Genomic DNA, 25,840 nt, shown 5'->3' with positions numbered 1-25,840 from the left:
ACGCGCCCCGTCTCAATCCTCTTTCGGCGCGGCATCGGCCCGCGCGAAAAAGATCGTGACGCGCATGCCCGTATCGGGCGCGGATTCCACCTCGACCTGCGCCTTCGCATTCTGCCGCAACGACTGGACGATCAGCGCCCCCAGCTTGCCCTTCTTGGGCCAGCTGACCCCGTCCGCCAGCCCGATCCCGTCATCGGCGACGACCACCCGGCATCCGTCATCGTCGACGATGCTGAGCAAGGTGATCGTGCCGCCCTCACGCCCGGCAAAGGCATGTTTCAGCGCATTGGTCAGCAGCTCGTTGACGACCAGCCCGGCCGGCATCGCGACATTGACTGACACCGGCCAGGTATCGACCTTCAGGTCGAGCCGGATGCCCTCGACCGCATGCGCGCGCATCACCGAAGAGGCGATCTCGCTGAGATAGATACCGAGATCGACGCTCTCGCTCACCCCTTCGTCGGACAGTGAGCGATACAGGAGCGCCAGCGCATCGATTCGCCCGGCCAGCCGGTCAAAACGCTGCTCGGTCGCGTTGTCCGGCAGGTTGCGCGCTTCCAGCCGGATCAGCGCGGTGATCATCTGGAGGTTGTTCTTCACCCGGTGCTGCAGCTCGCGCAGCAACGTGTCGCTCGTCTGGAGTTTCTGCTCGAGCTCGTTGTCGTCGCTGCGCTGGCCGATCTCTGCAAGCGCGACGAGGCGGAACAGCGGCGATCCGTCCTCGTCCTGGATCACGTTCGACCAGGCATCGACCGTTCGCTCCCCGCCGTCATGCGCGATGGTGAAGCTGCCGATATGTTCGTCGCCGCCGGTCACCGCTTCGCTCAGCGCGCGCCCGTCCGCCGCCGTCGCGCTGCCCGGCAGCGCCGCCCAGCTTTTCCCCTGCAACCAGCCCGCCGACTGTCCGGTCAGCCGCTCGAACTCGAGATTGGCATAGGTGATGCACTCGCTCGCGCCCAGCTCGGCGACTGCGATCGCCACGGGCATATGGTCGAGGAACTGCTTGAACCGGTCGCTTTCCAGCGCATCGGCCAGGTTGGGCGACTCGAGCAATTGCTCGACCTGCCGCGCATTGTCGCCATTGTCACTCATGATACGCGCCGTTCCCGATTAGCTGGAGCGCGGTGGGCTACCAGATAATCGGGCGTCGCGTCGAAAAGACTTGCCTATACCGTGCGGCGGCCAGTCACGAAGTGAAGGATGATCATCACCACCGCGATGACCAGCAGCAGATGGATCAGCCCGCCTGCGACGTGAAAGGCAAAGAAGCCGAGCAGCCAGAGCACCACCAGGATTGCAGCAATAGTTCCCAACATCATATTATCCTTTTCGTTGAACCCGCGAAACGACTTGGAAGGCCTTGTGGTTCCGTCGTCCATCAGGCGAGCGTGCGCACGCCCGGCTCGCGCTCCCAGAAACGCTTCGCCGCCGCCGCGGTGAAGCCCTTGTCCGCCGGCACCACGCCCTCGTCCGGCACGACCCCGGCCTTGTCGAGCAGCGGCTGGGCTTCGGGCGAATGGCCGATCGCCTTGAGATGGCCGAACGCATCCATCGCGAACTGCACCGCCGCCGCTTCCTTCAGCAACGCCGCGCAGCCTTCCTCCGACAGGATGATCGCCACCGCATCGGCCAGCACCGAGGGATAGCCGGCGAGCTGCGCATCGGCCTTGAGCAGCTTGCCGTCGGACAGCTTGGCCCCGCCGACCTTGGGCGCGACGATCACGGCGCGGGCGCCCGCGCCGGTGATCGCGTCGACCATGGTCGCGACGGCCTTGGCGTCCGATCCGTCGGCGATCAGCACCGCGATCGACCGGCCCTTGATATCGGCGGGCGCGCGCGGCCCCTCGACGATGCGCAGCGCGGGCGAGGGATCGAGATCCTGCGGCGCCACCGCCGCCTTGGACGCCTTGGGCAACGGCATGTTGAGCCCGTCCGCGACGCGCTTGGCGAGCGCGGCATCGACATTGACCAGGTTCGACATCATCCGCACCCGGACATGCTCGAGCCCGACCTTGGACAGCTCGAACACCAGCGCCGACGCCAGATGCGCCTGTTCCGGCGCGGCGAGCGAGCGGAAGAACAATCGCGCCTGGCTGTAATGATCGGCAAAGCTCTCGGGCCGGATGCGCAGCTTGTCGCCCTGCTCGTCCGGGCCGTCGGCCGCGGGGAAGCTGGTGAAGCCGGTCATCGGGCATTCGCGCGGGCCGCCATCCTCGCCCGCTTCGGACAGGCTGTTCGGCTCGTAATTCGCGCGGCCCTTGGGGATCGCCATCTGCATATGCCCGTCGCGCTGGAAATTCATCACCGGGCATTTCGGCGCGTTGATCGGCAGCTGGTGGAAATTGGTCGAGCCGAGCCGCTTCAGCTGGGTGTCGAGATAGGAAAAGAGCCGCCCCTGGAGCAGGGGATCGTTGGTGAAGTCCACGCCCGGCACGATGTTCGCCGGGCAATAGGCGACCTGCTCGGTCTCGGCGAAGAAATTGTCCGGATAGCGATCGAGCACCATCCGCCCGATGATCCGCACCGGCAGCACTTCCTCCGGGATGATCTTGGTCGGGTCGAGCACGTCGAAGGGCAGGCTGTCGGCGAATTTCTGGTCGAACGCCTGGATGCCGAGCTCCCATTCGGGGAAGTCGCCCCGGTCGATCGCCTCGAACAGGTCGCGCCGGTGGAAATCGGGGTCGGCACCGGCGATTTTCACCGCTTCGTCCCAGCAGGTCGATTGCACGCCCTGTTTCGGTTTCCAGTGGAATTTCACGAAGGTCGACTTGCCCTTGGCGTTGACCAGCCGGAAGGTGTGGATGCCGAACCCCTCCATCGTGCGCAGCGACCGCGGGATGGTCCGGTCGGACATCGCCCACATCACCATGTGCGTCGATTCCGGCATCAGCGAGATGAAGTCCCAGAAGGTGTCATGCGCGGAGGCTGCCTGCGGGTACCCCGTCTGCGCCTCCATCTTCACCGAATGGATCAGGTCGGGAAATTTGATCGCGTCCTGGATGAAGAACACCGGGATATTGTTGCCGACCAGATCCCAATTGCCCTCCTTGGTGTAGAATTTTACCGCAAAGCCGCGCACGTCGCGCGGCGTGTCGACCGATCCGGCGCCGCCCGCCACGGTGGAGAAACGCGTGAACAGCGGCGTGCGCTCGCCCGCGCGCTGGAACAGATCGGCCTTGGTGATGTCGGCCAGGCTTTCATAGCATTCGAAAAAGCCGTGCGCCGCCGAGCCGCGCGCATGGACGATCCGCTCCGGGATGCGCTCATGGTCGAAATGGAAGATCTTCTCGCGAAGGACAAAATCCTCCAGCAGCACGGGGCCGCGCGGGCCGGATTTCAGCTGGTTCTGGTTGTCCGAGACGCGGATGCCCTGGTTGGTGGTCAGGCCGTTCTCCGCCTCGTTCGACGCCGTCTGGTGGGTTTCGCCGCCATTGCCCGATGTCACGCCGCTTTTCGTCGCCATTGTCCGCTCCCGTCACTGTTCGCGGGGTCAACTGCAGGGCGACGGGAAAGGTCCGCGCGATCGGCGCGACTTGCTCTGGATCAGCGCGATTCTTCGGCCCGGGCGGGATTACCGGCGATCGTCCCGCCGCTGGATGATCGCGCGCCCGCTATCCCGAGGTGCCGGCGCTCAGCTTCGCCGCGACCAGCCTGAATTTCTCCAGCGCCAGCTCCAGGCTGTCGACGATCTCCGCCGCAATCTCGGCCGGCGGCGGCAGGCTGTCGGGGTCGGTCGCGCTCGCGTCCTTCAGCCAGAAGATGTCGAGGTTCAGCTTGTCGCGCTTGGCCAGCTCGTCATAGCTGAAGCAGCGGAAGCGCTCGCTCGCCTCGCGCTCGTGGTGATGGTGCCTGTCCCTGAAGCACGCGACGAAATCGTCGAGGTCCGCGCGCCGCAACGGGCGCTCGCGCAGCGTGAAATTCTTGTTGGTGCGCAAGTCATAGACCCACAGCGCCTCGGTCGCGATCGTGTCGCCGGGCGGCGCGCGATCGAAGAACAGCACGTTCGCCTTGACGCCCTGGCTGTAGAAGATGCCAGTCGGCAGCCGCAGCAGCGTGTGGAAATCGAATTCCTTCAACAGGCGCCTGCGCAGCGTCTCGCCCGCGCCGCCCTCGAACAGCACATTGTCGGGCATCACGACGGCGGCGCTGCCGTTGACCTTCAGGATCGACATGATGTGCTGCAGGAAATTGAGCTGCTTGTTGCCCGTGGTCACGGTGAAATCGTCGCGGACATAATCCTGCCGCTCGCTCTCGATCCCGCCATCCTCGCGCACGATGCGGAAGGACTGGCGCTTGCCGAAGGGCGGGTTGGTCAGGATCACGTCATAGCTGGCGTCGCCGCGATCGAGCAGCGCATCCTTCTGCGTCACCGGGGAGGTCGTGCCGCCGACGCCGTGCAGATACAGGTTCATGGCGCACAGCCGGATCACGTCGGGCACGATGTCGGTGCCGGAAAGCCTGGTCTCGCGCAGCGCCCGCGCCACCGTCCGGTCGCGCGCGGCATCCTTCCGCTTCATATGCTCATAGGCGGAAAGCAGGAAGCCGCCGGTGCCGACCGCGGGGTCGTGCACGGTCTGGTTCGCCTCGGGATCGACCACCTCGGTGATCGCATCGATGATCGGGCGCGGCGTGAAATATTGCCCGGCGCCCGATTTGACCTCACCCGCATTGCGTTCGAGCAGCCCCTCGTAGATCGTGCCCTTCACATCGACGTTCAGCCCCATCCAGGTCTCGCCGCCGATCAGCGTGACGAGCCGCTGGAGCTTGGCGGGGTCGTTGATCTTGCTCTCGGCCTTCAGGAACAGCGTGCCGACGATGTCGTCGCGCTTGCTCAGCGTTTCGAGGATCTTCTTGTACCGCGTCTCCAGGCTCTCGCCCGCGAGGCTGGCGAGCGCATCCCATTGGCACTCGACCGGCAGCGCCGAAGGCTCGCCGAGCGCCTCGGTCCGTTCCTTGTCCATCTTGAGGAACAGCAGGAAGCTGATCTGGCCCAGATAATCGCCATACGACACCCCGTCGTCGCGCAGGACATGCGCATAGTTCCACACCTTCGCGACGAGCGCCTGTTCGTTCATGCGACGAGTTCTCCACGGAAGGCGGCGGCTAGGATGGATTGGCGGAGGGTGGCAGGGCTTTCCGCCAAAAGCGCTAGCTCATCAGCTCCAGCATCGGCCTCAGACGATAAGCGTTTCAAGAGCATATTTATCGCGACGATTTCATCCGCTGGTGGCAGCGGCAATGCAACGGCGGCGATATCTCCCTGTGAGATTTTCAAAATACCCGCAGTCGATTTTGCAAGTGACAATAAGCGTTTCCGACTTTGCGGCGCAGACCATGCTGCGCGAACCCAACCGTGAAAATCGGAGCCGCCCCATAGTGGATATCGGATAGCGGTATCAGGGAAGACAGTGTCATCGCGACCCTCAGTCACTAAAGAGCACCGCCCTACGAATTCTGGTGAACCATTGGCGCGACTTACGAGTAAGTCCCCAGCACTCAACAAATAATTTGAAGCTTTTCCTAGGCTAATTGGTAAATACCGAACTTTCGTCCAGTCAATACCGTTCGCTTGAAGCGCGTTCAGGCGAAGGCCTTTTACCTCGGTGCGTTCACCGGATTCTTTTACGGAAAGGCCATTGCGAATCCCGCCTGTTGTCAACTGTTCCAAACCAACCCAAACCCAACCGTTCGGCAATCGCGGTAGCTCGGTCGTCTCGGGGGCAGCAGGTTCGGCATAGCGCTTCCCTTTGTTGCGCGGCTCAGCATGCCAACGTGCGCGACGGTCGGCCAGGATGCGAAAGAGTAGGTCCTTGCCAGTCTCAATCGCAGGATTCACGGCGCGCCAATCAGCGGTCAACTCACCGGTAACGGCGGCCTTCAGCAGCGATTTGCGCCATGTCGCGAGATCATCACGCCCCCGCGACAGAGCCGCGTCGCCATTCTCGACTTCCGCAAACAACTCGGTAATTTTCTGCGCCACAACGCGCTGAGTAGCTAGCGTTGGAAGCGGAACAAGGTGCGCGAGAAAAGGTCCGCGGTTAATATGCATCATCGTAGATCCATGCAAATGCTCAGTCTTCTTCAGATTCTCAATTTCATTTTTGAGCAGAAAAAACATGTATTGATGATCAATTAATTCGGTGTTCGGCGTAACCTTGAAGATGTGTTGATTCAGCCAAGCGTCTTCTCTGTTCCAGACGAATGCGTCAAGCGTTGCGGACCAACTAACCAATAGATCACCGGCCCTCACAAGCAGGCGAGGATCGATGGCTCGATTCGTGCGATTCATCTCCCGATCTGGGTTATTGAGATTTTGGATACGGATGATGGGCACACCTTCCGTACCCCAATCTGTAGGCTTGAAGGCAGCACCGTTGCGAAAGTCGCCGAGACTACCCAAGGGCACCCACCGCCACCCATCCGGCAATGCCCAAGGCCCCTCGATCGGCTCGCCCGCCGTCGATCGCTTCACACCACCACGCGCCACTAAAACCCCCGTCACGCCACCAGCGCGTCCTGAAGCTCGTCGAGTAGGCTATCCAGCCGGCCGCCGAAAGCCCGGCGTGCGCCGATGACGCCGCCTTTCGCGCCGAAACTGTCCTGCACATCGGCCATCGTCACCTCGATGTTCGCCGCGAGATAGTCGCGGATCGCCTCCAGCCAGCCGAGCTGCTCCTGATCGTACACGCGCCCGGCGCGCTGTTCGCGGCCGAGCCACAGGTTGAAACGTCCGGCCATGTCCTGCGACAGCGGCGCCAGCGTCTCCGCCTCGCCGATCGCGAAGCGCACCAGCGCGACGATGTCGGTCAGCGTCTTGGCCGGGTTGGCACGCACCTTGTCGCCCTGCAGGCGGCGGTAGGCGCTCCATAGCGCCAGCGGCTGGAGCAGCCAGGGCGGGCGCAGCATCGCGTCGCGCAATTCCTCCAGGCTGGCATAGGTCAGCCGCTTCGCCGCGGCGGGCAGGCCGTACAGGATGCGCAGCGCCAGCAACTGGTCGCGATGCTCGTCCAGGAACCGCATGAAATCGCTCGTCATCGCCGCCGCCTGTTCGGGCGACCAGGCGGAGGAGATGACGATGTCGCGGCTGATATCGTCGATCACCACTTCGGATGCGGCCTTCAGCTCGATCAGCAGCTTGCGCAGCGCCGGATCGTCATAGGTGGCGAGCACCGCCTCGCGCATCCTGGCGGCCACGGTTTCCACCTGCGCATCGGTCGGCGACGGTCCGTGTTCGGCACGGGCTGCGGCATCGATCCGGTCGATATCGATGGCGTCGACCAGCGCGCCGGCCAGCGCCGTGAGCGGACGGCCGGCGACCTCGGCGATGCGCGCCTTGGCCGCATCGTCGAGCTTGCGGTCGAGCCGGGCAAGCCGGCCGGCGAGGGTGGACACCGCATCCTCGTCGCTGCGCCCGCTCGCGATCTGTTCGATCAGCTTCTCGAAGGATACCGCATGGTTGCGCTCCAGCGGCGTCGCCTGGACCTTGAGCGTATCGGTGACGCCGACGGCGTCGATCAGGATGAAGCGATCCTTGGCGATCGCGCCCGGCGTCACGCTCGCCAGCACGCTCGCGTCGATCGTCCGCACGCCGCGCCCGCGCATCTGCTCGAAATAGACCGAGGAGCGCACGTCGCGCAGGAAGATCAGCACTTCGATCGCCTTCACGTCGGTGCCGGTGGCGATCATGTCGACGGTAACGGCGATGCGCGGATGATAGCTGTTGCGAAATTGCTGGATCAGCTCCTCGGCATATTTCGCGCCGACCTTGTAGGTGATCTTCTGCGCGAAATCATTGCCCTTGCCGAACACCTCGCGGGCGATCGTCACGATCTCCTCGGCATGGTGATCGTCCTTGGCGAAGATCAGCGTCTTGGGCACGTCGCTGCGTTCGGGGAACAGCTCCGTGAACAGCGTGTCGCGATAGGTTTCCAGCACCGTGCGGATCTGGTTGCGCGCGATCACGCTGCGGTCGAGATCCTGCGGGAGATAGACCAGATCGTCGTCGAGCAGCCGGAAACGCTGGGCGCGCGTATGGCGGTCGCGCACCGGCAGGGTGAAGCCCTTCTCCACTCGCCCGCCATGCTCGCCGATCTGGGTGCGGATACGGAAAATCTCGAACGGCACGTTGACGCCGTCCGCGACCGATTTCTCATAAGGATATTGCGCGACGATATTTTCGCCGAAAAACGCCATGGTCTGCACCGTCGGCGTGGCGGTCAGCCCGATGATATGCGCGTCGAAATAGTCGAGCAGCTGGCGCCAGGTGCCGTAGATCGATCGGTGGCACTCGTCGACGATGACGATGTCGAAACTCTCCGGCGGCAGCGCCGCACTATAGGCGATCTCCTTCGGCGCCGGATTCCATGGCTGCTCGAAAATGCTCTCCTCTTCGTCTTCCTCGGAAAGGTCGTCGCCGGTCAGTTGCGCGAAGACGCGCTGAATGGTCGAGATCACGACCTTGGCGGGCTCGTCCAGCCCGGCCGGGCCGAGCCGCTGGACATTATAGAGTTCGGTGAACAGCCGCCCGGTGCCGGGCGGGCGATAGCCCTGGAATTCCTTCAGCGTCTGCCGGCCGAGATTGTTGCGGTCGACCAGGAACAGGATGCGCTTCGCACCGGCATGGGCGAGCAGCCGATAGGCGAGCGTGGCGGCGGTGAAGGTCTTGCCCGCGCCGGTCGCCATCTGGACGAAGGCGCGCGGGTTGTCGCTGTGCAGCGACGCCTCGATGCCTTCGATCGCGTCGATCTGGCAGTCGCGCAGACCATCGACGACGAGCGGCGGCAGATCGACGAGGCGCGCCCGCAGCGACGACCCGGCCTTGAGCCATTCGAGCAGCGTTTCGGGCCGGTGAAAGCCGAACAGGCGGCGCGATCTCCGTTGCGGATCGACCCGGTCGGAGAACAGGATTTCGGTTCCGGAGGCTTCATAGTCGAAACGGAGCGGGTCGCTCCATTTGGCCAGCATCGCGGGCGCCGACGCCTGATAGCTCATGGCCTGTTGCGCGACCCCGGAAAGGGTGGCGCCAGCGGCCTTTGCCTCGACGACGCCACATGCCTTGCCGCCGACGAGCAGGAGATAGTCGCACGGGCCGGCCGCGAGCGGATATTCGCGGACTGCCACACCGATCGCGGCATTGCGGTTCATCGTGTCGCGATCCTGCACCACCCAGCCTGCGGCCACGAGTTGCGCATCGATGACGTCTCGGGCCCGGGCTTCAGGTGTCAGTGCCACGACGGTGATATGTACCGGGAAACGTCGCGGTCGCAATGGCAACGGCCGCGGCGTTCGATTCAACCGGCTCCCGCCGCGTCCTATGCTGCGGTCGTCGTCGGCCCATGCCGCCGCACCGGAGCCGTCACGCCATGCCCTTATCCGATGACGAGGTGACAAATAACATCAGGAATACCGTAAATACTCCTGATCAATTCTCGAAAATGCGCAGGAAAAACGGTAATATTCATGCCGATCGAATTCCCGGCGCTCTTCCTGGAAATACGACTGAGCGGGGCATGGATAGCCTGGGCGCCATCCGTCGCCACAGTAACGCGCCGAAAATTCGGGGTCGACGTTGGCTGGCGAAAATCCCGCTTTACTGTCCGTTTTTCCGCGGGTTCCAACAGAATTACTTGGGCTGCGGATCACCCGCCGCCATAGCCCCCGATGATCGGCAATATCTCCCCGGTGATGTAGCTGGAGCATTGCGGCGAGGCGAGGAAGACATAGGCCGGCGCGATTTCCTCGGGCTGGGCCGGGCGCTTCATCGGCGTGTCGGCACCGAAGGTCGCGACGTCGGGCGCTTCCTTGTCACTCGGGTTGAGCGGGGTCCAGACCGGCCCCGGCGCAACCGCGTTCACCCTGATGCCCTGCGGGATCAGGTGCGTCGCCAGGCTGCGGGTAAAGGCATGGATGCCGCCCTTGGTCATCGAATAATCGAGCAGATCCTTGTTGCCCATGATGCCGGTGACCGAGCCCGTGTTCACGATCGCGCCGCCCGGCTTCATCTTCGCGACCGCTGCCTGCGCCATGAAGAAATAGCCGTAAAGATTGGTCTTCAGCGTCTGGTCGAAATGCTCGGCCGTCAGGTCGGCAAAGCTGGAATGGACCTGGAAGGCGGCGTTGTTGACGAGGATGTCGAGCCGCCCGAACGCCTTCGCCACCTCTTTCACCGCGGCCTTGCAGAATGCCTGGTCGCGCACGTCGCCCGCGATGACGATCGCGCGCCGCCCTTCCTGCTCGACCGCCTTTTTGGTGACCTGCGCATCCTCGTCCTCGTCGAGATGCAGGATCGCGACATCGGCGCCCTCGCGCGCGAACAGGATCGCGACCGAGCGGCCGATCCCCGAATCCCCGCCGGTGACGATCGCCGCCAGGCCCTCCAGCTTGCCCGATCCCTTGTAGAAAGGCGCATCGTACAGCGGCGCCGGATCGAGCGCGGATTCCTTGCCCGGCTTCAGCTGATGCTGCTGCGGCAGCGGCGGCTCGGGATATTTTCGCGCACCGGCCTGCATCGCGCCGCCCTTCTTCTTGGGCTTCTTGTCGGCTTTAGCCACCTGCGCCTGGATCGCGCGCTGCTCGGCGACGGTCTTTTTCGGGTTCGATTTCGCCATGGTCATCCTCGCCGGTTGAGGCGACCTCAATGCATGGGGGCGAGGGACCGTTCCCCCGTTCGTTGTGGCCAGCGCCGCGATCGCCTGCTAGCATGTTCCCAGTTCGTTCCAGAGGTGATGATGGCCAATCGCGCCGGCAGTGCCGATCTTCCCCTCCATGGCGGCCATGTGCCGCCATGGCTGAGTACGCGCATGGCGAGCCTCGGGGCGGTCATGGCGCAGGCGATCGTGCATCATTACGGGCGGGACGAGCTGCTGCGCCGGCTTGCGCACCCCTTCTGGTTCCAGAGCTTCGGCGCGGTGATGGGCATGGACTGGCATTCCTCGGGCATCACGACGAGCGTGATCGGCGCGCTGAAACGCGGTCTCGCGCCGCTGTCGGGCGAGCTCGGCCTCCATGTCTGTGGCGGTCGCGGCAAACAGTCGCGCCGCACGCCCGCGGAACTGGTCGCGATCGGCGACCGGGTCGGGCTCGACGGCGCCGGCCTCGCGCGCACCAGCCGGCTCGTCGCCAAGGTCGACAGTGCGGCGGTGCAGGACGGGTTCGATCTCTATCTCCACGGTTTCATTATCGCCGATGACGGGCAATGGGTCGTGGTGCAGCAGGGCATGAACGGCGATCTGCGCCAGGCCCGGCGCTACCATTGGTCGTCCGAGGGGCTGGGCAGTTTCGTCGACGCGCCGCACGCCGCGATCGAGGGCAGGGGCGGCGGCGAGATCGTCAACCTCACCGATCGCCGCGCCGCCGCGTCTCGCGACGCGCAACTCGACCTGCTCCGCGATCTCGGCCCCGACCGCATCGCCCGCGAGGCCGCCGCGCTCGAACCGGTCAAGCCCGCCGCGCCGTCCGACCAGCCGATGCTCCCGCACCTGGTCCTGCCCGGCCATCACGAGGTGCGCCCGTCCGACGTGATGATCCGCCGCCTCCACGGCACCCTCGCCGCCGCGGCCGAGAATGGCCCGGCCGATTTCCCCGAACTGCTGCTCGTCCCCGGCGTCGGCGCGCGCACGGTGCGCTCGCTGGCGATGGTGGCGGAAGTGATCCACGGCGCGCCCTGCCGCTTCGCCGATCCCGCCCGCTTCTCGCTCGCGCATGGCGGCAAGGATCGCCATCCCTATCCGGTGCCGATCAAGGTCTTCGACCGGACCATCGCGGTGATGAAGCAGGCGGTCGGCAAGGCGAAGCTCGGCAATGACGAAAAACTCGCCGCGATCCAGCGCCTCGACGCCCAGGCCCGCGCCATGGAACGCCACGCGACCGGCCCGACCCTGCCCGAATTCGTCGCGGAGGAATGCCGCAACTCGCACGACTATGGCGGCCGCAGTGTGTTCGGCTGGGAGCCCCCCGCTGCCGACGCCGAAAAGGCTGCACGGAGCCTTTAGAAGCGCAGTTAGCCCAAGGCAGACGTCAGTCGTCATTCGAGCAAAGAACCTTGTGTCCCCGCGAAGGCGGGGACACAGCCTGGGCTCCCGCCTTCGCGGGAGCACAATAAGGCGCGAGGCGCTCTATCGTCGATTCAACTATTCGCTGGTCTGGGACAGTGTACCGATCAGGCGCGTGAAACCCGCCCCACTGTTTCTCATGATGGCCGATTGCTCGCGCTTCGATCCGTCCCTGTTCCCCGACCGAGCCGCCCTGTTCCGCGGGAAATTCACCCTGTTAATGCGGCAGAAAAAAGGTCGCCATGTTATACTCACGTAACAGGGCAGGCGGGTGTTCACCGCGCCGCTATTTCACCCCGATCAGCCAGGGCTGCACCACGCCGGTGGGCTTGGCTGTGCCGTCGATCCGCTCGGCGCGGATCAGCGGGATCGGTTTCAAGATCATCTGCCCCTTCATCGGGCCCGATCCGCCGCCGATCGGCTGGGCGAGGATCTTGCGCACCACGTCCATGCCCTCCACGACATGGCCGAACGCGGCATAGCCTGTGTAACCCGCCTTCGCGTCCATGCTCGGATGCGCGCCGAGCATGATCGCGAAATTGCCCGTCGCGCCATTCTCGTCGCGGCCATGCGCCATCGAGATCACCGTATCGACATGGCGGATACCGGTCCGGCTGGTCGACTCCAGCGGCACCGGCGACGGCAGCATGCGCCGCGCATCGGTGCCGATCCCGCCCTGGACGAAGCCATAGGTCGGGTCAGCCTTGCTCCGCGCCGAGCGATAGAAGCTGGTATTGTCGAGCCTCTTGTCGTCGACATAAGCGAGGAAGTTCGCGGTGGTCTTCGGCGCGCGCCTGGCGTCGAGCGCGATCACGATCGGGCCGAGCGCGGTGACGATCCGCACGCGCACCAGGCCGGGTGCGGGTCTGCTGTGCTGCTGCGCCGTGGCGGGTGCCGCCAGCGCGAGGAAGGCGAGGGCGAGGAAGGAGAGAATCGGGCGCATCGGGCTCGCTCGAAGGGGGTGAAGCCCCTGCGCGCTAGGGGCTGGGCGAGGGGGACGCAAGCGGCGCAACGTTAGAGTTGGGGCGGATCCCACTCCTCCGTTCGTCCTGAGCTTGTCGAAGGACTGTTCTTCCCTTTCGCCAGTCGTGAAATGAGATCCCAATCGCCACGGATCAGCGCCAGCTTCTTGGCACGGCTCCACCCTTTGATCCGCCGTTCGGCCTCAAGTGCCTCGATCCGGCTCGGAAATTCCTGCGACCACACAAGCGTCACCGGACCATAGTCTCGCGTGTAACCAGGGATCAGTCCGCTTTGATGCTGACCGATTCTGGCTTCAAGATTGTCGGTGTGGCCGACGTACAATCGGCCGGCCCGGCAGTGCAGCATATAGGCCCAGAAGCTCATTGGGCGAGCCTAAGGGGAAGAACAGCCCTTCGACAAGCTCAGGGCGAACGGATGGTGGGGGGTTCCCTCCCCCTACCGCGCCGCGATCACCGGCCTTTGCCACCCGCCGCCGAGCGAGCGGAACAGGTCGATCTGCGCGCCGGCGATCCGCGCGTCCGACGCCGCCAGGTCGGCGTCCGCATCGGCGAAGGTGCGCTCGGCATCCAGCACTTCGAGGAAGTCGATCTGTCCCTCGCGCTGGCGGGCGCGGGTGATGCGGGCGGCCGCTTCCGCCCCGTCGCGCGCGGCCTGCAGGGCGGCGCGGCGCTTCAGTTCGCCCTGATAGGTGGCCAGCGCGGTCTCGGTCTCTTCCAGCGCCTGGAGCACCGTCCCGTCGAACTGGGCAAGCGCCTCGCGGCTGCCTGCTTCGCTCTCGGCGATGCGCGCCCGCGCCGCTTCCTGGTTGGGGAAGGACCAACTGATCAGCGGCCCGAGCAGGAAGCGCAGCGCGCCGCCGCCGAACAGGTCGCCGATGCTCGTGCTGCTCGACCCGACCGATCCGCCCAGCGTGATGCGCGGATAGAGCTCTGCCGTCGCCACGCCGATGCGCGCCGTCGCCGCCGCCAGCCGCTGCTCGGCCGCGCGCACGTCCGGCCGCCGCGCCAGCAGCGCCTGGCCGTCGCCGACCGGGATCGGCTGGTCGAGATGCGGCGTGTCGGTCCGCGCCGCGGCGATCTCGGGCAGTTCCTGCGGCGTCCGGCCGGTCAGGGTGGCCAGCCGGAACAAGGCCGCCTGGCGCTCCGCCTCGATCGCGGGGACGAGCGCGGCGCGCTGGTCGCGCAGGGTGGTGATGCGCACCTGGTCGAGCTTGGCCGCGCGGCCTGCGTCGACCCGCTTGCCGGTCAGGGTCGCGGACTTGTCGAGCAGCTCGACGATGCGCTTCGCCACGCCGAGCCGTTCGGCCGAGGACGCGGCATCGACATAGGCGCGGGTGGTCGCGGCGACCACCGCGACGCGCACCGCATCGGCATCGGCATCGGCCGCGCGGACATCGCCGCGCGCCGCCTCGATGTTGCGGCGGACGCGCCCGGCCAGGTCGACCTCATAGGAGACGCTCAGCCCTATATCATAGGATTCGCCCTCGGCGGCCGAGCCCGGCAGGCGCTGGCTGTCGGGGGTGCGGCCATAGCCGCCGGTCGCGCCGATCGAGGTCTGGGGCAGCCGGTCCGACCGGACGCCGCGCAGCGACGCGCGCGCCTTGTCGAGCCGCGCCACCGCCACGCGGATATCGGTGTTGGCGGCGAGCGCCTCGGCGACGAACTGGTCGAGCGCCGGGTCGCGGTAGAGCTGCCACCAATGGTCGTCCGCCGGGGCGGTCGAGACGCTGGGGCTGGCGCTGCCGATGAACTGCCCCGCCGCCTTGGGCGGGGCGACCGGCGCGACGAAGTCGGGGCCGGCGGCGCAGGCGGACAGCGCCAGCGCTGAGATCGAGGCAAGCAATAGCTGTTTCATGACGGCCGCTCCTTATTCGGCGGGCTGAAGAGTCGCCGGCAGCTGGTGCTCGCGACGGCGGGTGAACCGCATCGCGAGCGCCCGGCAGACGACATAGAAGGTCGGCGTGAAGAGCAGGCCGAAGCCGGTGACGCCGATCATCCCGAAGAACACCGCGGTGCCCAGCGCCTGGCGGAGCTCGGCGCCCGCGCCGGTCGCGATCACCAGCGGCACCGAGCCGAGGATGAAGGCGAAGCTGGTCATCAGGATCGGGCGGAGACGCGTCTGCGCCGCCCGCACCGCCGCCTCGATTGGCGACAGGCCTTCCTGCTCCTCGGCCTGCTTGGCGAACTCGACCACGAGGATCGCGTTCTTCGCGGCCAGCGCGATCAGCACGACCAGACCGATCTGGGTCAGGACGTTATTGTCCATGCCGCGCAGGTTCACGCCGGTCATCGCCGCGAGCAGACACATCGGCACGATCAGCACGATCGCCAGCGGCAGGGTGACGCTCTCGTATTGCGCTGCCAGCACCAGGAAGACGAACACCACCGCCATCAGGAAGACGAGGCCGGCCGTGCTGCCCGCTGCCTTTTGCTGATAGGCGATGCCGGTCCACTCATGGGAATAGCCGGCGGGCAGGGTCTTGTCGGCGAGCTTCTCCATCGTCACCAGCGACTGGCCCGAGGAGAATCCGGGTGCCGTGTCGCCGTCCACCTCGACCGCGGGGAAGAGGTTGTAGCGGACGACGCGGTACGGCCCGGTCTTGTCCTGGAAGGTCGCGACCGACCCGATCGGTACCATCTGGCCCGAATTGGAGCGGGTCTTCAGGTTGGCGATATCGGCGGTGGTGTTGCGGAACGGCGCATCGGCCTGGGCGGTGACGCGATAGGTGCGCCCGAGCAGGTTGAAGTCGTTCACGAATGCCGAGCCGAGATAGACTTGCAGCGCCTCGAACACCCGCTCGGGCGGCACGCCGAGCATGTTCGCCTTGGTCCGGTCGACATCGGTGAAGATGCGCGGCGTCGCGGTGTCGAAGAAGGTGTAGATCTGGGCGAGGCCGCTGGTCTGGTTGGCCTTGCCGATCAGGTCATAGGAATTCTTGCCCAGATCGGCGTAACCGCGTCCCTCGGTATCCTGCACCATCATCCGGTATCCGCCGGCCGAGCCGATGCCCTGGATCAGCGGCGGCGGCACGATCAGCAGCCGCGCCTCGTTCACGTCGGCGGTCGCCTTGCGTGCCTCGGCCATGATGCCCTGGAAGGTGACGCCGAGCTTCCTGCGTTCCTCGAAGCTCTGCAGCGGGAAATAGGCCGCCGCCGAATTGGGCGCGAGCGTCTGGGATGGGCCGTCGAAGCCGGCCAGCATGACCGAGCCCTTGATGCCCTTGAGCGGCAGGATCTTGGCCGCGACCTTGCGCATCACCGCGTCGGTCCGCTCGATCGAGGAGCCTGGCGGCAGCTGGATCACGGTCAGGAAGTAACCCTGGTCCTGCGCCGGCACGAAGCCGGTCGGCGTGATCCAGAACACCCCGCCGGTCAGCGCGATGAGGCCAGCATAAGCGAACATCATCTTCTTCGGCGCGCTGACCAGCCGGCGGGTCAGCGCGGCATAGCCAAGGCTCATCCGCTCGAAGCCGCGGTTGAACGCGTCGCCGGCACGGTTGACGATCCGCTGGAAGCGGTTCTCGGTCCCGGTCGTCTCCTTGTGGCGGAGCAGCAGCGCCGCGAGCGCGGGCGACAGGGTCAGCGACAGGACGAGCGAGATGATCGTCGCGGTCGAGATGGTCACCGCGAACTGGCGGTAGAAGGCGCCCGACAGGCCGGTCAGGAACACCGTCGGCACGAACACCGCGCACAGCACGAGCACGATCGCGACGAGCGCGCCCGACACTTCGTCCATCGAGGTGCGCGCCGCCTCAAGCGGGGATAGCCCGCGCTCGAGGTTGCGCTCCACATTCTCCACGACGACGATCGCGTCGTCGACGACCACGCCGATCGCCAGCACCAGGCCGAACAGCGACAGGTTGTTGAGCGAATATCCGAATGCCGCCAGCACCGCGAAGGTACCGATCAGCGACACGGGAATCGCGACCACCGGGATGATCGCCGCGCGCCACTTCTGCAGGAACACCAGGATGACGAGCACGACGAGCACGATCGCCTCGAGCAAGGTGTCCTTCACCGCGTCGATCGACTGCGCGATGAACTCGGTCGGGTTGTAGATGACCTTGTATTCAAGCCCCTTGGGGAAGCGCGCCGACATGGACTTCATCTCGGTGGAGACGCCCTCCGCCGCGGCGAGCGCGTTGGAGCCGGGGCGCTGGAACACCGCGACGATCACGGTCGGCTTGCCCGAGAGATAGGTGTTGGAGCCGTAATCCTGCGCGCCGAGCTCGACCCGGGCGACGTCCGACACCTTGACCTGGCGGCCATCGGGATCGGTACGGATCACCACGTCGGCGAACTGCTTGGGGTCGGTCAGGCGGCCCTGAGTCTCGACGTTGAGCTGGAAGGCGTTGCCGCTGGCATAAGGCGGCTGGCCCAGGGTGCCGGCGGCGACCTGCACGTTCTGCGCGCGCAGCGCCGCGACGATCTCGCCGGCGGTCAGGTCGAGCGCGGCGGCGCGGCCGGGATCGATCCAGACGCGCATCGAATAGTCGCGCGACCCGAACAGCTGCACGTCGCCCACGCCGTCGATGCGGCTGAGGCGGTCGCGCACCTGGGTGAGCGCATAGTTGGAGATATAGCCGCGATCGAGCGAGTTGTCGGGCGAGATCAGGTTCACGACCATCAGGAAGTCGGGCGAGGTCTTGCGCGTCACCACGCCGAGCCGCTGCACTTCCTCAGGCAGGCGCGGCACCGCGATGGCGACGCGGTTCTGCACCAGCACCTGCGCGGCATCGAGATCGGTGCCCTGCTTGAAGGTGACGGTGATGACGACCTTGCCGTCACCGGTCGATTGCGACGACTGGTAAAGCATGTTGTCGACGCCGTTGATCTCCTGCTCGATCGGCGCGGCCACGGTCTCCGCGACCGTCTCGGCCGAGGCGCCCGGATAGGCAGCGCTGACCGTCACGGTCGGCGGCACGATGTCGGGATATTGCGACACCGGCAGGGTCATATAGGCGATCGCACCGACAAGCGTGATGACGACCGCGATCACCGCGGCGAAGATCGGCCGCGTGATGAAGAAGCGCGAAAAGCGCATGGATTTCGTCCTTCAGAGAGGAAATATCTTCACCACCGTTCGTGCTGAGCTTGTCGAAGCACTGTTCTTCCTTCTCACCGTCGAGAAGAAGAGCAGCCCTTCGACAAGCTCAGGGCGAACGGGGTGGTTGGTATCAGTTCGCGATGGTCGCCTCGCCGGCGACGGGCAGCGACACCGCCGGTGCGGCCGACGCCGTCGTCGCGGCGGCGATGCGGCCTGCCGTGGGGGCGACCTTGGCGCCGGGCATCGCCATCTGGTTGCCGGCGATGATCACCCGGTCCTTCGGCCCGATGCCCGAGCGGATCACGCGCAGGCCGTCGACCACCGGACCCAGTTCGACCGGCTTGGCCGAAACCTGGTTCTGCGCGTCGACCGTCAACACGATCTTGCGCGCCTGGTCGGTCTGGATGGCCGTGTCGGGCACCAGCAGGGCCGGAGCCTTGCCGCCGCTCGCCAGCCGCATGTTGCCGAACATGCCGGGCGTCAGGAAATAGCCCGGGTTGGACAGCACCGCGCGACCGCGGATCGTGCCGCTGCGCTGGTCCAGGCCATTGTCGGTGAAGTCGAGGCGGCCCTTCCAGCGATGCTCGGTCTCGTCCTGCAGCTGGATCTCGACCGCCGCCGGCTCGGCGCCGGGCTGACGGGCGCGCTGCGTCTTCAGGTACAGCGCCTCCGACCCGTCGAAGGTGAAGTAGATCGGGTCGAGCGCGTTGATCGTGGTCAGCACCGTGCCGTTGGTGCCCTCGCCGCCCGCGACCTGGTTGCCGGCATCGACCTTGCGGTCGGAGATGCGGCCGGCGATCGGCGCGCGGACCTGGGTGAACTCGATGTCGAGCGCCCGGACCCGGACGCGCGCATCGGCGGCGGCAAGTGCGGCCTGCGCTGCCTGCACCTTGGCACGCAGCGAATCCACTTCACCCGCCGACACCGCCTCATCGGCGATCAGCCGGGTCGCGCGGCCGAGATCGGCCTGGGCCAGCGCCAGCGCGCTGCGCGCGCTCGCCGCATTGGCACGCGCCTCGGCCAGAGCCGCGGCGAACGGGCGGGGATCGATGGTGAAGAGCAGCTGGCCCTTCTGCACGATCTCGCCGTCGCGGAAATGGATGCCGGTCACTTCGCCCGCCACGCGCGGACGGATCTCGACCGTGCGGCTCGGCGCGAAGCGGCCGACATAGTCGTCCCACTCGTTGACCTCGCGCACCAGAGGTGCCGCGACCGTTACCGCCGCCGGGGGAGGAGCGGCGGCAACGGCCGGGGACTCACCGGCCAGCTTGGTGCCGGCCGCGGCGACGATCGCCAGGGGGATGAGGACGATCGCCGCACGCCGCGTTCGCGACATGCGGTTGAAACCGTCGACCAGCGGTCGCGCGGTCGTGCTCTCGATGGGGGTGATCATGTTCATGCGGCGATCCTTGGATTGGCGTAGATCTGGACGAGGCCGACCCGGTCGCCGGTGACGCTGGCCACCAGGGTCTCGGCCTGGGAAAGGGTGAAGCCGGCGTCGAGGAACCGGTCGATCTCGGCCTGGGCGATGGCATAGCCGCGGCGCCAGGCATGGACGGCGAGCCGGCGCAGCGCCTCGAGCCTGGTGTCGGCCAGCCGCGAGCGGGTGCCGATGCCGAACAGGCCGCCCAGCGCGCGGGAGACCCGGCCGGGCTCCTCCAGGCTGGACAAGGTGTCGCGGCGCGAGACTGCGATTACGCTCCATTCGAGCGCCGAGAAGCTGCCGGTCTCGCCGTCCGGCGCGATCGAGACCTCCATCGCGCGGCTGCGGACGGGGGCGGCGAACATGTTGTCGATGTCGAGATAGGCCATGGCTATTCCCCTTGAAGTGATTGGCCACGAGGCGCCGGGCGCGACGACATCATGTCTCGCGGGCGGATGCGCTCGGGGCGTGAAGGGCCGGCAACGGACAGCCTCATGCCATCCGCTCGTCGATCCTCGAAAATGATGATGCGCGATTGGCCTCAGGCCGCTCGCAGGTGGTTCAGCAGTCCGACTTGGTCATGGGCGTTTCCCTCCGCCATGGCGAGCCGGTGAAGGACCCGCATTCAATACCGATCGGTATATAACGCCATGCTGCGGCGCGTCAAGCGCCTTTCATACCGGTGGGTACAATTAATTTCAATCATCGAGTGGGCCAGACCGAGAGGCTGGTTTCGACGAGCTGGCTCAGCTCCTGGCAGGTCGCGCCCGAACCCGCCTGGACCGACAGTCCCTGCAGTAGCGCGGTGAGATAGCGCACCAGCGCGACCGGCTCGATCGTCTCCGGCAAGTCGCCCTCTTCCCTGGCACGCTCGAAGCGCGCGATCATCGCGGCTTCGGAGGAGGCACGGCGCTTGACCACCTCGGCCTTGATCGATTCGGCCTCGAGGCCGCACGCGCTCATGCTGATCACGCCGAGGCAGCCCTTGGGGTCGCAATTGCTCATCTGGATTTCGAGCGCACCGCGCAGCAGCTTCTCCGCCACGCCGCGCGCGGTCGGCGCGTCGAGTGCGTAGCGCATATAAGCGAGCTTTTCGCGCTCATAGAGGTCGAGCGCCTTGTGGAACAACGCTTCCTTGTTGCCGAACGCGGCGTAGAGACTCGGCTTGGTAATGCCCATCTCGGCGGTCAGCTCGGACATGGACGCGCCTTCATAGCCGCGGCTCCAGAAAACCCGGAGGGCAGAGGCGAGCGCGCTTTCCACGCAGAATTCCCGGGGCCGTCCCTTGGTGGGTGCCGGGGCAAGATCCTGTTCCATACCGATCGGTATATAGCGCGCTTTCCGTAAACGTCCAGTACCCGCAATTTCCGTCCTAGTTCCTCCCCGGCACGGGGAGGAATGCGAGCTTCCTCGCCAGCGAATTGACACCCGCCCCCATCGCTCCTAGCAGATGCAAACGCGAATCACTCGCATTAGCATTACGTGTCACTTCGGGGGTATCATGATCGACCACATCACCACGCCGCGCGCGCCCATCCGCACCGGCGCCGCCGCGTTCGCGATCGCCTGGGCGCTGGCGGCCGGCGCGGCGCACGCCGCCGACGAGGCTCGCCCCGCCGACGAGGACAAGGACCTCGTCACCGTCACCGCGACGCGCACACCGCTGCTGATCTCCGACGTGCCCGCCACCGTCACAGTGATCACCGCCGAGACGATCGCCGACCAGCTCGCGAGCGACATCAAGGATCTGGTCCGCTTCGAACCCGGCGTCAGCGTCCGCCGCGCGCCGACCCGTTTCGGCGCGGCGCAAGGCGTCACCGGACGCGACGGCAATGCCGGCTTCAACATTCGCGGGCTCGAGGGCAATCGCGTGCTGATCCAGGTCGATGGCGTGCGCGTGCCAGATGGGTTCGAATTCGGCGCGCAGTCGGCCGGGCGCGGCGACTATGTCGATCTCGGCGTGGTCAAGTCAGTCGAGATCCTGCGCGGTCCGGCCTCGGCGCTTTACGGCAGCGACGGCCTGGCCGGCGCGGTCAGCTTCGTGACCAGCGATCCGCAGGATTTCCTCACCGGCGGCAAGAGCTTCGGCGGCATCGCCCGCGCTGGCTTCGATTCGGCTGACGACCAGTTCTCCGAAACCGGTATCGTCGCCGGCGCGATCGGCAACTGGTCGGCGATGGTCGCCTATACCGGCCGCGACGGGCATGAGCTCGACAACATGGGCACCAACGAATCGCCCAACGCGAACCGCACCGCGCCCAACCCGCAGGACACCAGCTCGAATTCGGTGCTGGCCAAGCTCGTCTGGTCGCCCGATGACCATAACCGCGTCCGCCTGACCTATGATCATCTCGATGGCCATGTGCGCACGACCGTGTTGAGCGGCATCTCCGCCGCCGTGCCGGTCCCGGCGACCGGCGTGATCGGCCTCACCGCGAGCGACCGCACCAAGCGCGACCGCGTGGCGCTCGACTGGCTCTATATCGGCACCGGGGCGATCACCTCAGCGCATGTGACGGGCTGGTACCAGGACGGCGAGAACCGCCAGTTCACCGCCGAGGATCGCAACACCGCGGCGGACCGCACGCGCCTCAACACCTTCGCGAACCGTGTCTATGGCGCGAGCGTCGAGCTGCGCAGCGACTTCGCGACCGGCGCGCTGACGCACAAGCTGGTCTATGGCGGCGATGTCAGCGTCACCCGGCAGGAGGGCATCCGCGGCGGCACCGTGCCGACCGCGCCCGACGTCTTTCCTACCCGGGCCTTCCCGATCACTGACTATACCCTGGTCGGCGGCTATATCTCGGATGAGATCGGCCTTGCCGATGGGGCCTTCACCTTGTTCCCGGCGCTGCGCTTCGATCATTATGCGCTGACGCCCAAGCCCGACGCGCTCGTCCCGACGGCCTCGGCGCCCCCCGGCAAGCAGAGCGGGTCGCGGGTCTCGCCCAAGCTCGCCGCGCTGGCGACCTTCGGCCCGATCCGGCTGTTCGCCAATTATGCGCGCGGCTTCAAGGCGCCGTCGCCGACTCAGGTCAACCAGTTCTTCGACAACCCGACCTCGCCGCAATTCGCCTATCGCTCGATCCCCAATCCCGATCTCCGGCCCGAGACCAGCGAAAGCTTCGAGGGCGGCGCGCGCATCGTCACGCCCGTGGTGAGCGCCGGCGTGACTGGCTTCACCGGCAAGTACCGCAACTTCATCAGCCAGGAGATGGTCGGCAATCATGCGGGCACTCCCGCCGATCCGATCATCTTCCAGTTCATCAACCTTGCCCGTGCCCGCATCAGCGGCGTGGAAGGCAAGATCGACGTGACCCCGGTCGCGGGCGTCACCGCGCGGTTCGCGGCCAGCTATACCAAAGGCACCAGCACGGGCGCCAATGGCGTGAAATCGCCGCTGGTGACGGTCGATCCGGTCAAGCTGGTCGGCGGTATCGGGTATGACGCGCCCGACCGGCGCTTCGGCGGCCAGATCGTCGCGACCTATTCGGCGCGCAAGCCCAAGTCCGAGGCTGCGTCCACTGCCTATCGCCCCGACAGCTTCACCATCGTCGATGCGACCGCCTATGTCCGGGTCGCCGATGTGCTCACCCTGCGGGCGGGCATCTTCAACGTCTTCGACCGCAAATATGCCTGGTGGAGCGATGTGCGCGGGCTCGCCGCCAGCTCGACCGTCACGGACGCCTATACCCAGCCCGGCCGTAACGCGAGCGTGTCGCTGACCGCGAAGTTCTGACCGTTTCCCCTCCCTACCTCTCCGGGAGGGGCTGGGGAGGGAAGCAGTCGCACCCACCGGATTTGCCCCCCGGGACTGTTTCTCTCCCCCTCTTGTCCGATCATCACGAGGAACCATGCTCATGAAGACATTCCCGTTCCGTCTGGCGCTCGTCGCAGGCCTGCTCACTCTTCCGCTCGCGGCGCCCGTACTCGCCGACGGTCCTGTCGCGCCGCGCAGCGCCGCCGAGGAAAGGGCGGCGTTCGAAGCGGATCGCGCCGCGATCCTCGCCATGGCGGGCAATTACAAGGTGACCTTCGACATGAAGGAAACCACGCCCTGGCGCGCCGACTACACCCCGATCCCGGCGAAGATCTCGGGCGGGCATGAAAGCGTCCGCGTCATCGAGGACAGTGGCCGCCATATCGTGCTGCAGCACATGCTCGTCGTCACCGGCGAGGGCGGCAAGACCATGGTGATCAAGCACTGGCGCCAGGACTGGAGCTTCGAGCCGGCCTCGTTCCTCGCTTATGCCGGCAATGGCCGGTGGAATGTCGAAGCGATCCCGGAGCGGATGCGCAAGAGCCGCTGGTCGCAGACCGTGTGGCAGACCGACGATTCCCCGCGCTACGGCGGCTGGGGCGAATGGACTGACGATGGCGGCGTGCGGCGCTGGCGCAGCAGCTGGACCTGGCGTCCGCTCGCCCGCCGCGATGCGGTGCGGCATCCGCGCTACGATCGCTATCTCGGCATCAATCGCCACTCGCCCTCGCCCGCGGGCTGGATCCACTGGCAGGACAATATCAAGATGGGCCCGGTCGACGGGAAGATCGTGCCCTTCGTCCAGGAATCGGTGCTCAACACCTATGCCACGGACGACACCTATGACGTGAAGGCGGCCGACGATTACTGGGCCGCGACGAAGGACTATTGGGCAGCGATCCGCGCCGCCTGGGACGCGGCGATCGCGAAGGACAAGGGCGTCTCGGTCGCCGAAGTCGCCGAGACCGGCTCGGCCTCGGGCGAGCGGCTGATGGATTATGCCGATCAGGTGCAGGCAGGAAAGCTGACCACCGCGGCGGCGATCGAGCAGGGCAGGGCGGTGATCGCGGAGGTGACGAAGCGGTAGGGGGCCATGGTAGCCACTACTTTCGTCCCACCCACTCCGTCACCCTGAACTCGTTTCAGGGTCCATGCGCGGTCAGCTAACCCAAGAGCGACGCTGATGGGGCAGGTGACCGCGCATGGATGCTGAAACAAGTTCAGCATGACGGCGGTGTCATAGTCGCGCTCGACCCGCCTCACTCAAGCGATTCCACCAGATCCTTGGTTTCCTTCAGCCCCAGATGCGTCGCATCCCGCGCCAGCTTGATCGCGTCGATCTTCCGCCCCGCCGCGAGCAGCGCGCGAACCTGTTCCTCCACCTCGGGCGGCAGGGAGGTAGCAAGTGCCTCGGCCGGAAGGCGAGGCGCAGCCGGCGCGCGATAGACCGGCGCCTGTCCGCCCCCCATCAACGGATCGCGGCTGCGCGCCGACCGCAGGGCCAATGCAAGCAGCACCAGAAAGACGACGCCGGCCGCGATCAGCACCGGGACGGGAACGAACATTCTAGCGCGTCACCACGTCGCCGGAGACCGTCACCCGCTCCAGCACACGGTCGGCGGGCCAGTAATCGCCGACGGCATAATGCTGAGTCGATCGATTGTCCCAGATGCCGATCGCGTTCGGGGTCCAGCGGAAGCGGACCTGATATTCGGGCACCTTGATCCGATCGTAGAGCAGGCGCAGCAGCTCCTTGCTCTCCGCCTCGGGGATGCCGAGGATCCGCGTCGTGAAAGTGTAGTTGACGTAGAGGATCTTCTCGCCGGTCTCGGGATGGGTGCGTACCACCGGATGCGCCACCGCCGGGAAATCGCGGGCGAGCTGCGCCTTTTTCTCCTCGCTCACGCGCCCGCCGAAGCTGGCGACGATGTCATGCTCGGCATCGAGGTTCGCGATGCGGTCCTTCACCGGCTGGGGCAGGCCCTCATAGGCCGCCGCCGTATCCGACCAGATCGTGTCGCCGCCCAGCGCCGGCAACAGCCGGGCGCGCAGCACCGAAGCGATCGACGGCCGCTCGCGGAAGGTCACGTCGGTGTGCCATTTGTTATAGGCCTTGAATGGGGTGAAGGCGTCGGCGGTGAGCTGCACGCCCTCGACGCCGCGGATCACCAGCACTTCCGGATAGCCCTCGACATGCGGGATGACCGGATGGCCCTCCAGCTCGCCGAACAGCCGGCCGAGGCGGAGATGGCTTTCATAATCCACGTCCTGGTCGCGGAAGAAGATCACCTTGTGGGTGAGCCAGGCCTCGCGGACGATCTCGGCCACGCTGTCGTCGAGCGGCTGGTTCAGGCCGATGCCCGATATCTCGGCGCCGATCGTCGGGGTCGAGGGCATGATGACGATCCCGCGCGAGGCGGCGCGTTCCTGCAGGTCGGTCCGGATGTTCAAAGCGGTCGCCATGGCGATCTCCTCTCCATGCTCAATGTCTGCCCTTGCACAAGGTTGCGCAACCTTTCCCGTTCGGCCCCGGATTCGATCCGGGGTTGTCGAAGCCCTGTTCTTCTCTTCGCAGGC

At 66.1% G+C, this 25,840-nt stretch carries 19 protein-coding genes; 3 read left to right on the top strand and 16 right to left on the bottom strand.

From position 1 onward, the window contains the following. Positions 1 to 12: 12 nt before the first annotated feature. The 7 genes from ACZ1I5_RS18585 to ACZ1I5_RS18555 form a co-directional block, all read right to left on the bottom strand. The gene (locus tag ACZ1I5_RS18585; protein ID WP_465170727.1) at positions 13 to 1,092 is read right to left on the bottom strand and encodes a sensor histidine kinase; all 1,080 of its coding nucleotides are present in this window, start codon (positions 1,090 to 1,092) and stop codon (positions 13 to 15) included. Between the two features lie 74 nt (positions 1,093 to 1,166). Further along, positions 1,167 to 1,316, bottom strand: a complete 150-nt coding sequence (locus tag ACZ1I5_RS18580; protein ID WP_465170726.1) for a lmo0937 family membrane protein — start codon at positions 1,314 to 1,316, stop codon at positions 1,167 to 1,169. A gap of 62 nt (positions 1,317 to 1,378) precedes the next feature. After that, positions 1,379 to 3,463: a catalase gene (locus ACZ1I5_RS18575; protein WP_465170725.1), complete on the bottom strand. Its 2,085-nt coding sequence runs from the start codon at positions 3,461 to 3,463 to the stop codon at positions 1,379 to 1,381. 148 nt (positions 3,464 to 3,611) lie between these two features. Next, complete coding sequence (locus tag ACZ1I5_RS18570; RefSeq protein WP_465170724.1) at positions 3,612 to 5,075, bottom strand: class I SAM-dependent DNA methyltransferase; 1,464 nt, start codon at positions 5,073 to 5,075, stop codon at positions 3,612 to 3,614. After that, the gene (locus ACZ1I5_RS18565) at positions 5,072 to 6,472 is read right to left on the bottom strand and encodes a restriction endonuclease subunit S (RefSeq protein ID WP_465170723.1); all 1,401 of its coding nucleotides are present in this window, start codon (positions 6,470 to 6,472) and stop codon (positions 5,072 to 5,074) included. The genes ACZ1I5_RS18570 and ACZ1I5_RS18565 overlap by 4 nt, the downstream gene beginning before the upstream one ends. A 26-nt stretch (positions 6,473 to 6,498) precedes the next feature. Then, positions 6,499 to 9,231, bottom strand: coding sequence for a type I restriction endonuclease subunit R (locus ACZ1I5_RS18560; RefSeq protein WP_465170722.1), 2,733 nt, complete (start codon positions 9,229 to 9,231; stop codon positions 6,499 to 6,501). A gap of 407 nt (positions 9,232 to 9,638) precedes the next feature. Continuing rightward, positions 9,639 to 10,613, bottom strand: a complete 975-nt coding sequence (locus ACZ1I5_RS18555) for an SDR family oxidoreductase (protein WP_465170721.1) — start codon at positions 10,611 to 10,613, stop codon at positions 9,639 to 9,641. A gap of 114 nt (positions 10,614 to 10,727) precedes the next feature. Here ACZ1I5_RS18555 and ACZ1I5_RS18550 point away from each other — a divergent pair, with 114 nt between their 5' ends. Continuing rightward, the gene (locus tag ACZ1I5_RS18550; protein WP_465170720.1) at positions 10,728 to 11,990 is read left to right on the top strand and encodes a DUF763 domain-containing protein; all 1,263 of its coding nucleotides are present in this window, start codon (positions 10,728 to 10,730) and stop codon (positions 11,988 to 11,990) included. A gap of 346 nt (positions 11,991 to 12,336) precedes the next feature. Here the strand turns inward: ACZ1I5_RS18550 and ACZ1I5_RS18545 are convergent, their stop codons facing one another. The 7 genes from ACZ1I5_RS18545 to ACZ1I5_RS18515 form a co-directional block, all read right to left on the bottom strand. Further along, entirely contained in the window at positions 12,337 to 12,993 is a 657-nt protein-coding gene (locus ACZ1I5_RS18545; protein ID WP_465170719.1) for a peptidylprolyl isomerase, read from the bottom strand. A gap of 71 nt (positions 12,994 to 13,064) precedes the next feature. Continuing rightward, positions 13,065 to 13,397, bottom strand: coding sequence for a GIY-YIG nuclease family protein (locus ACZ1I5_RS18540; RefSeq protein ID WP_465170718.1), 333 nt, complete (start codon positions 13,395 to 13,397; stop codon positions 13,065 to 13,067). 72 nt (positions 13,398 to 13,469) lie between these two features. Continuing rightward, complete coding sequence (locus ACZ1I5_RS18535; RefSeq protein WP_465170717.1) at positions 13,470 to 14,888, bottom strand: efflux transporter outer membrane subunit; 1,419 nt, start codon at positions 14,886 to 14,888, stop codon at positions 13,470 to 13,472. Positions 14,889 to 14,900: 12 nt separating this feature from the next. Further along, positions 14,901 to 18,077 carry an efflux RND transporter permease subunit gene (locus ACZ1I5_RS18530; protein WP_465170716.1) on the bottom strand — a complete coding sequence of 1,059 codons (3,177 nt, stop codon included), beginning with the start codon at positions 18,075 to 18,077 and terminating at the stop codon, positions 14,901 to 14,903. 133 nt (positions 18,078 to 18,210) lie between these two features. Continuing rightward, complete coding sequence (locus ACZ1I5_RS18525; protein ID WP_465170715.1) at positions 18,211 to 19,479, bottom strand: efflux RND transporter periplasmic adaptor subunit; 1,269 nt, start codon at positions 19,477 to 19,479, stop codon at positions 18,211 to 18,213. Next, complete coding sequence (locus ACZ1I5_RS18520) at positions 19,476 to 19,892, bottom strand: hypothetical protein (protein WP_465170714.1); 417 nt, start codon at positions 19,890 to 19,892, stop codon at positions 19,476 to 19,478. Before ACZ1I5_RS18520 ends, ACZ1I5_RS18525 begins: the two co-directional genes overlap by 4 nt. Before the next feature lie 313 nt (positions 19,893 to 20,205). Further along, on the bottom strand, positions 20,206 to 20,820 hold the full coding sequence (locus ACZ1I5_RS18515) for a TetR/AcrR family transcriptional regulator (RefSeq protein ID WP_465170713.1): 615 nt from the start codon (positions 20,818 to 20,820) through the stop codon (positions 20,206 to 20,208). 184 nt (positions 20,821 to 21,004) lie between these two features. Here ACZ1I5_RS18515 and ACZ1I5_RS18510 point away from each other — a divergent pair, with 184 nt between their 5' ends. Together ACZ1I5_RS18510 and ACZ1I5_RS18505 are read left to right on the top strand one after the other, a co-directional pair. Then, positions 21,005 to 23,242 carry a TonB-dependent hemoglobin/transferrin/lactoferrin family receptor gene (locus tag ACZ1I5_RS18510; protein WP_465170712.1) on the top strand — a complete coding sequence of 746 codons (2,238 nt, stop codon included), beginning with the start codon at positions 21,005 to 21,007 and terminating at the stop codon, positions 23,240 to 23,242. A gap of 121 nt (positions 23,243 to 23,363) precedes the next feature. Further along, positions 23,364 to 24,350, top strand: coding sequence for a DUF6607 family protein (locus tag ACZ1I5_RS18505; protein ID WP_465170711.1), 987 nt, complete (start codon positions 23,364 to 23,366; stop codon positions 24,348 to 24,350). Positions 24,351 to 24,522: 172 nt separating this feature from the next. On the opposite strand, the gene ACZ1I5_RS18500 is transcribed toward ACZ1I5_RS18505, so the two are convergent. Together ACZ1I5_RS18500 and ACZ1I5_RS18495 are read right to left on the bottom strand one after the other, a co-directional pair. Then, on the bottom strand, positions 24,523 to 24,828 hold the full coding sequence (locus ACZ1I5_RS18500; RefSeq protein ID WP_465170710.1) for a ribosomal protein L7/L12: 306 nt from the start codon (positions 24,826 to 24,828) through the stop codon (positions 24,523 to 24,525). Position 24,829: 1 nt separating this feature from the next. Continuing rightward, a complete protein-coding gene (locus ACZ1I5_RS18495; protein WP_465170709.1) occupies positions 24,830 to 25,726 on the bottom strand; it encodes a TauD/TfdA dioxygenase family protein in 897 nt (298 codons plus the stop codon). Between the last annotated feature and the right edge of the window lie 114 nt (positions 25,727 to 25,840).

This window comes from Sphingomonas sp. BL-S-30, assembly GCF_055521475.1.
This window is presented reverse-complemented; position numbering and strand designations above follow the sequence as displayed.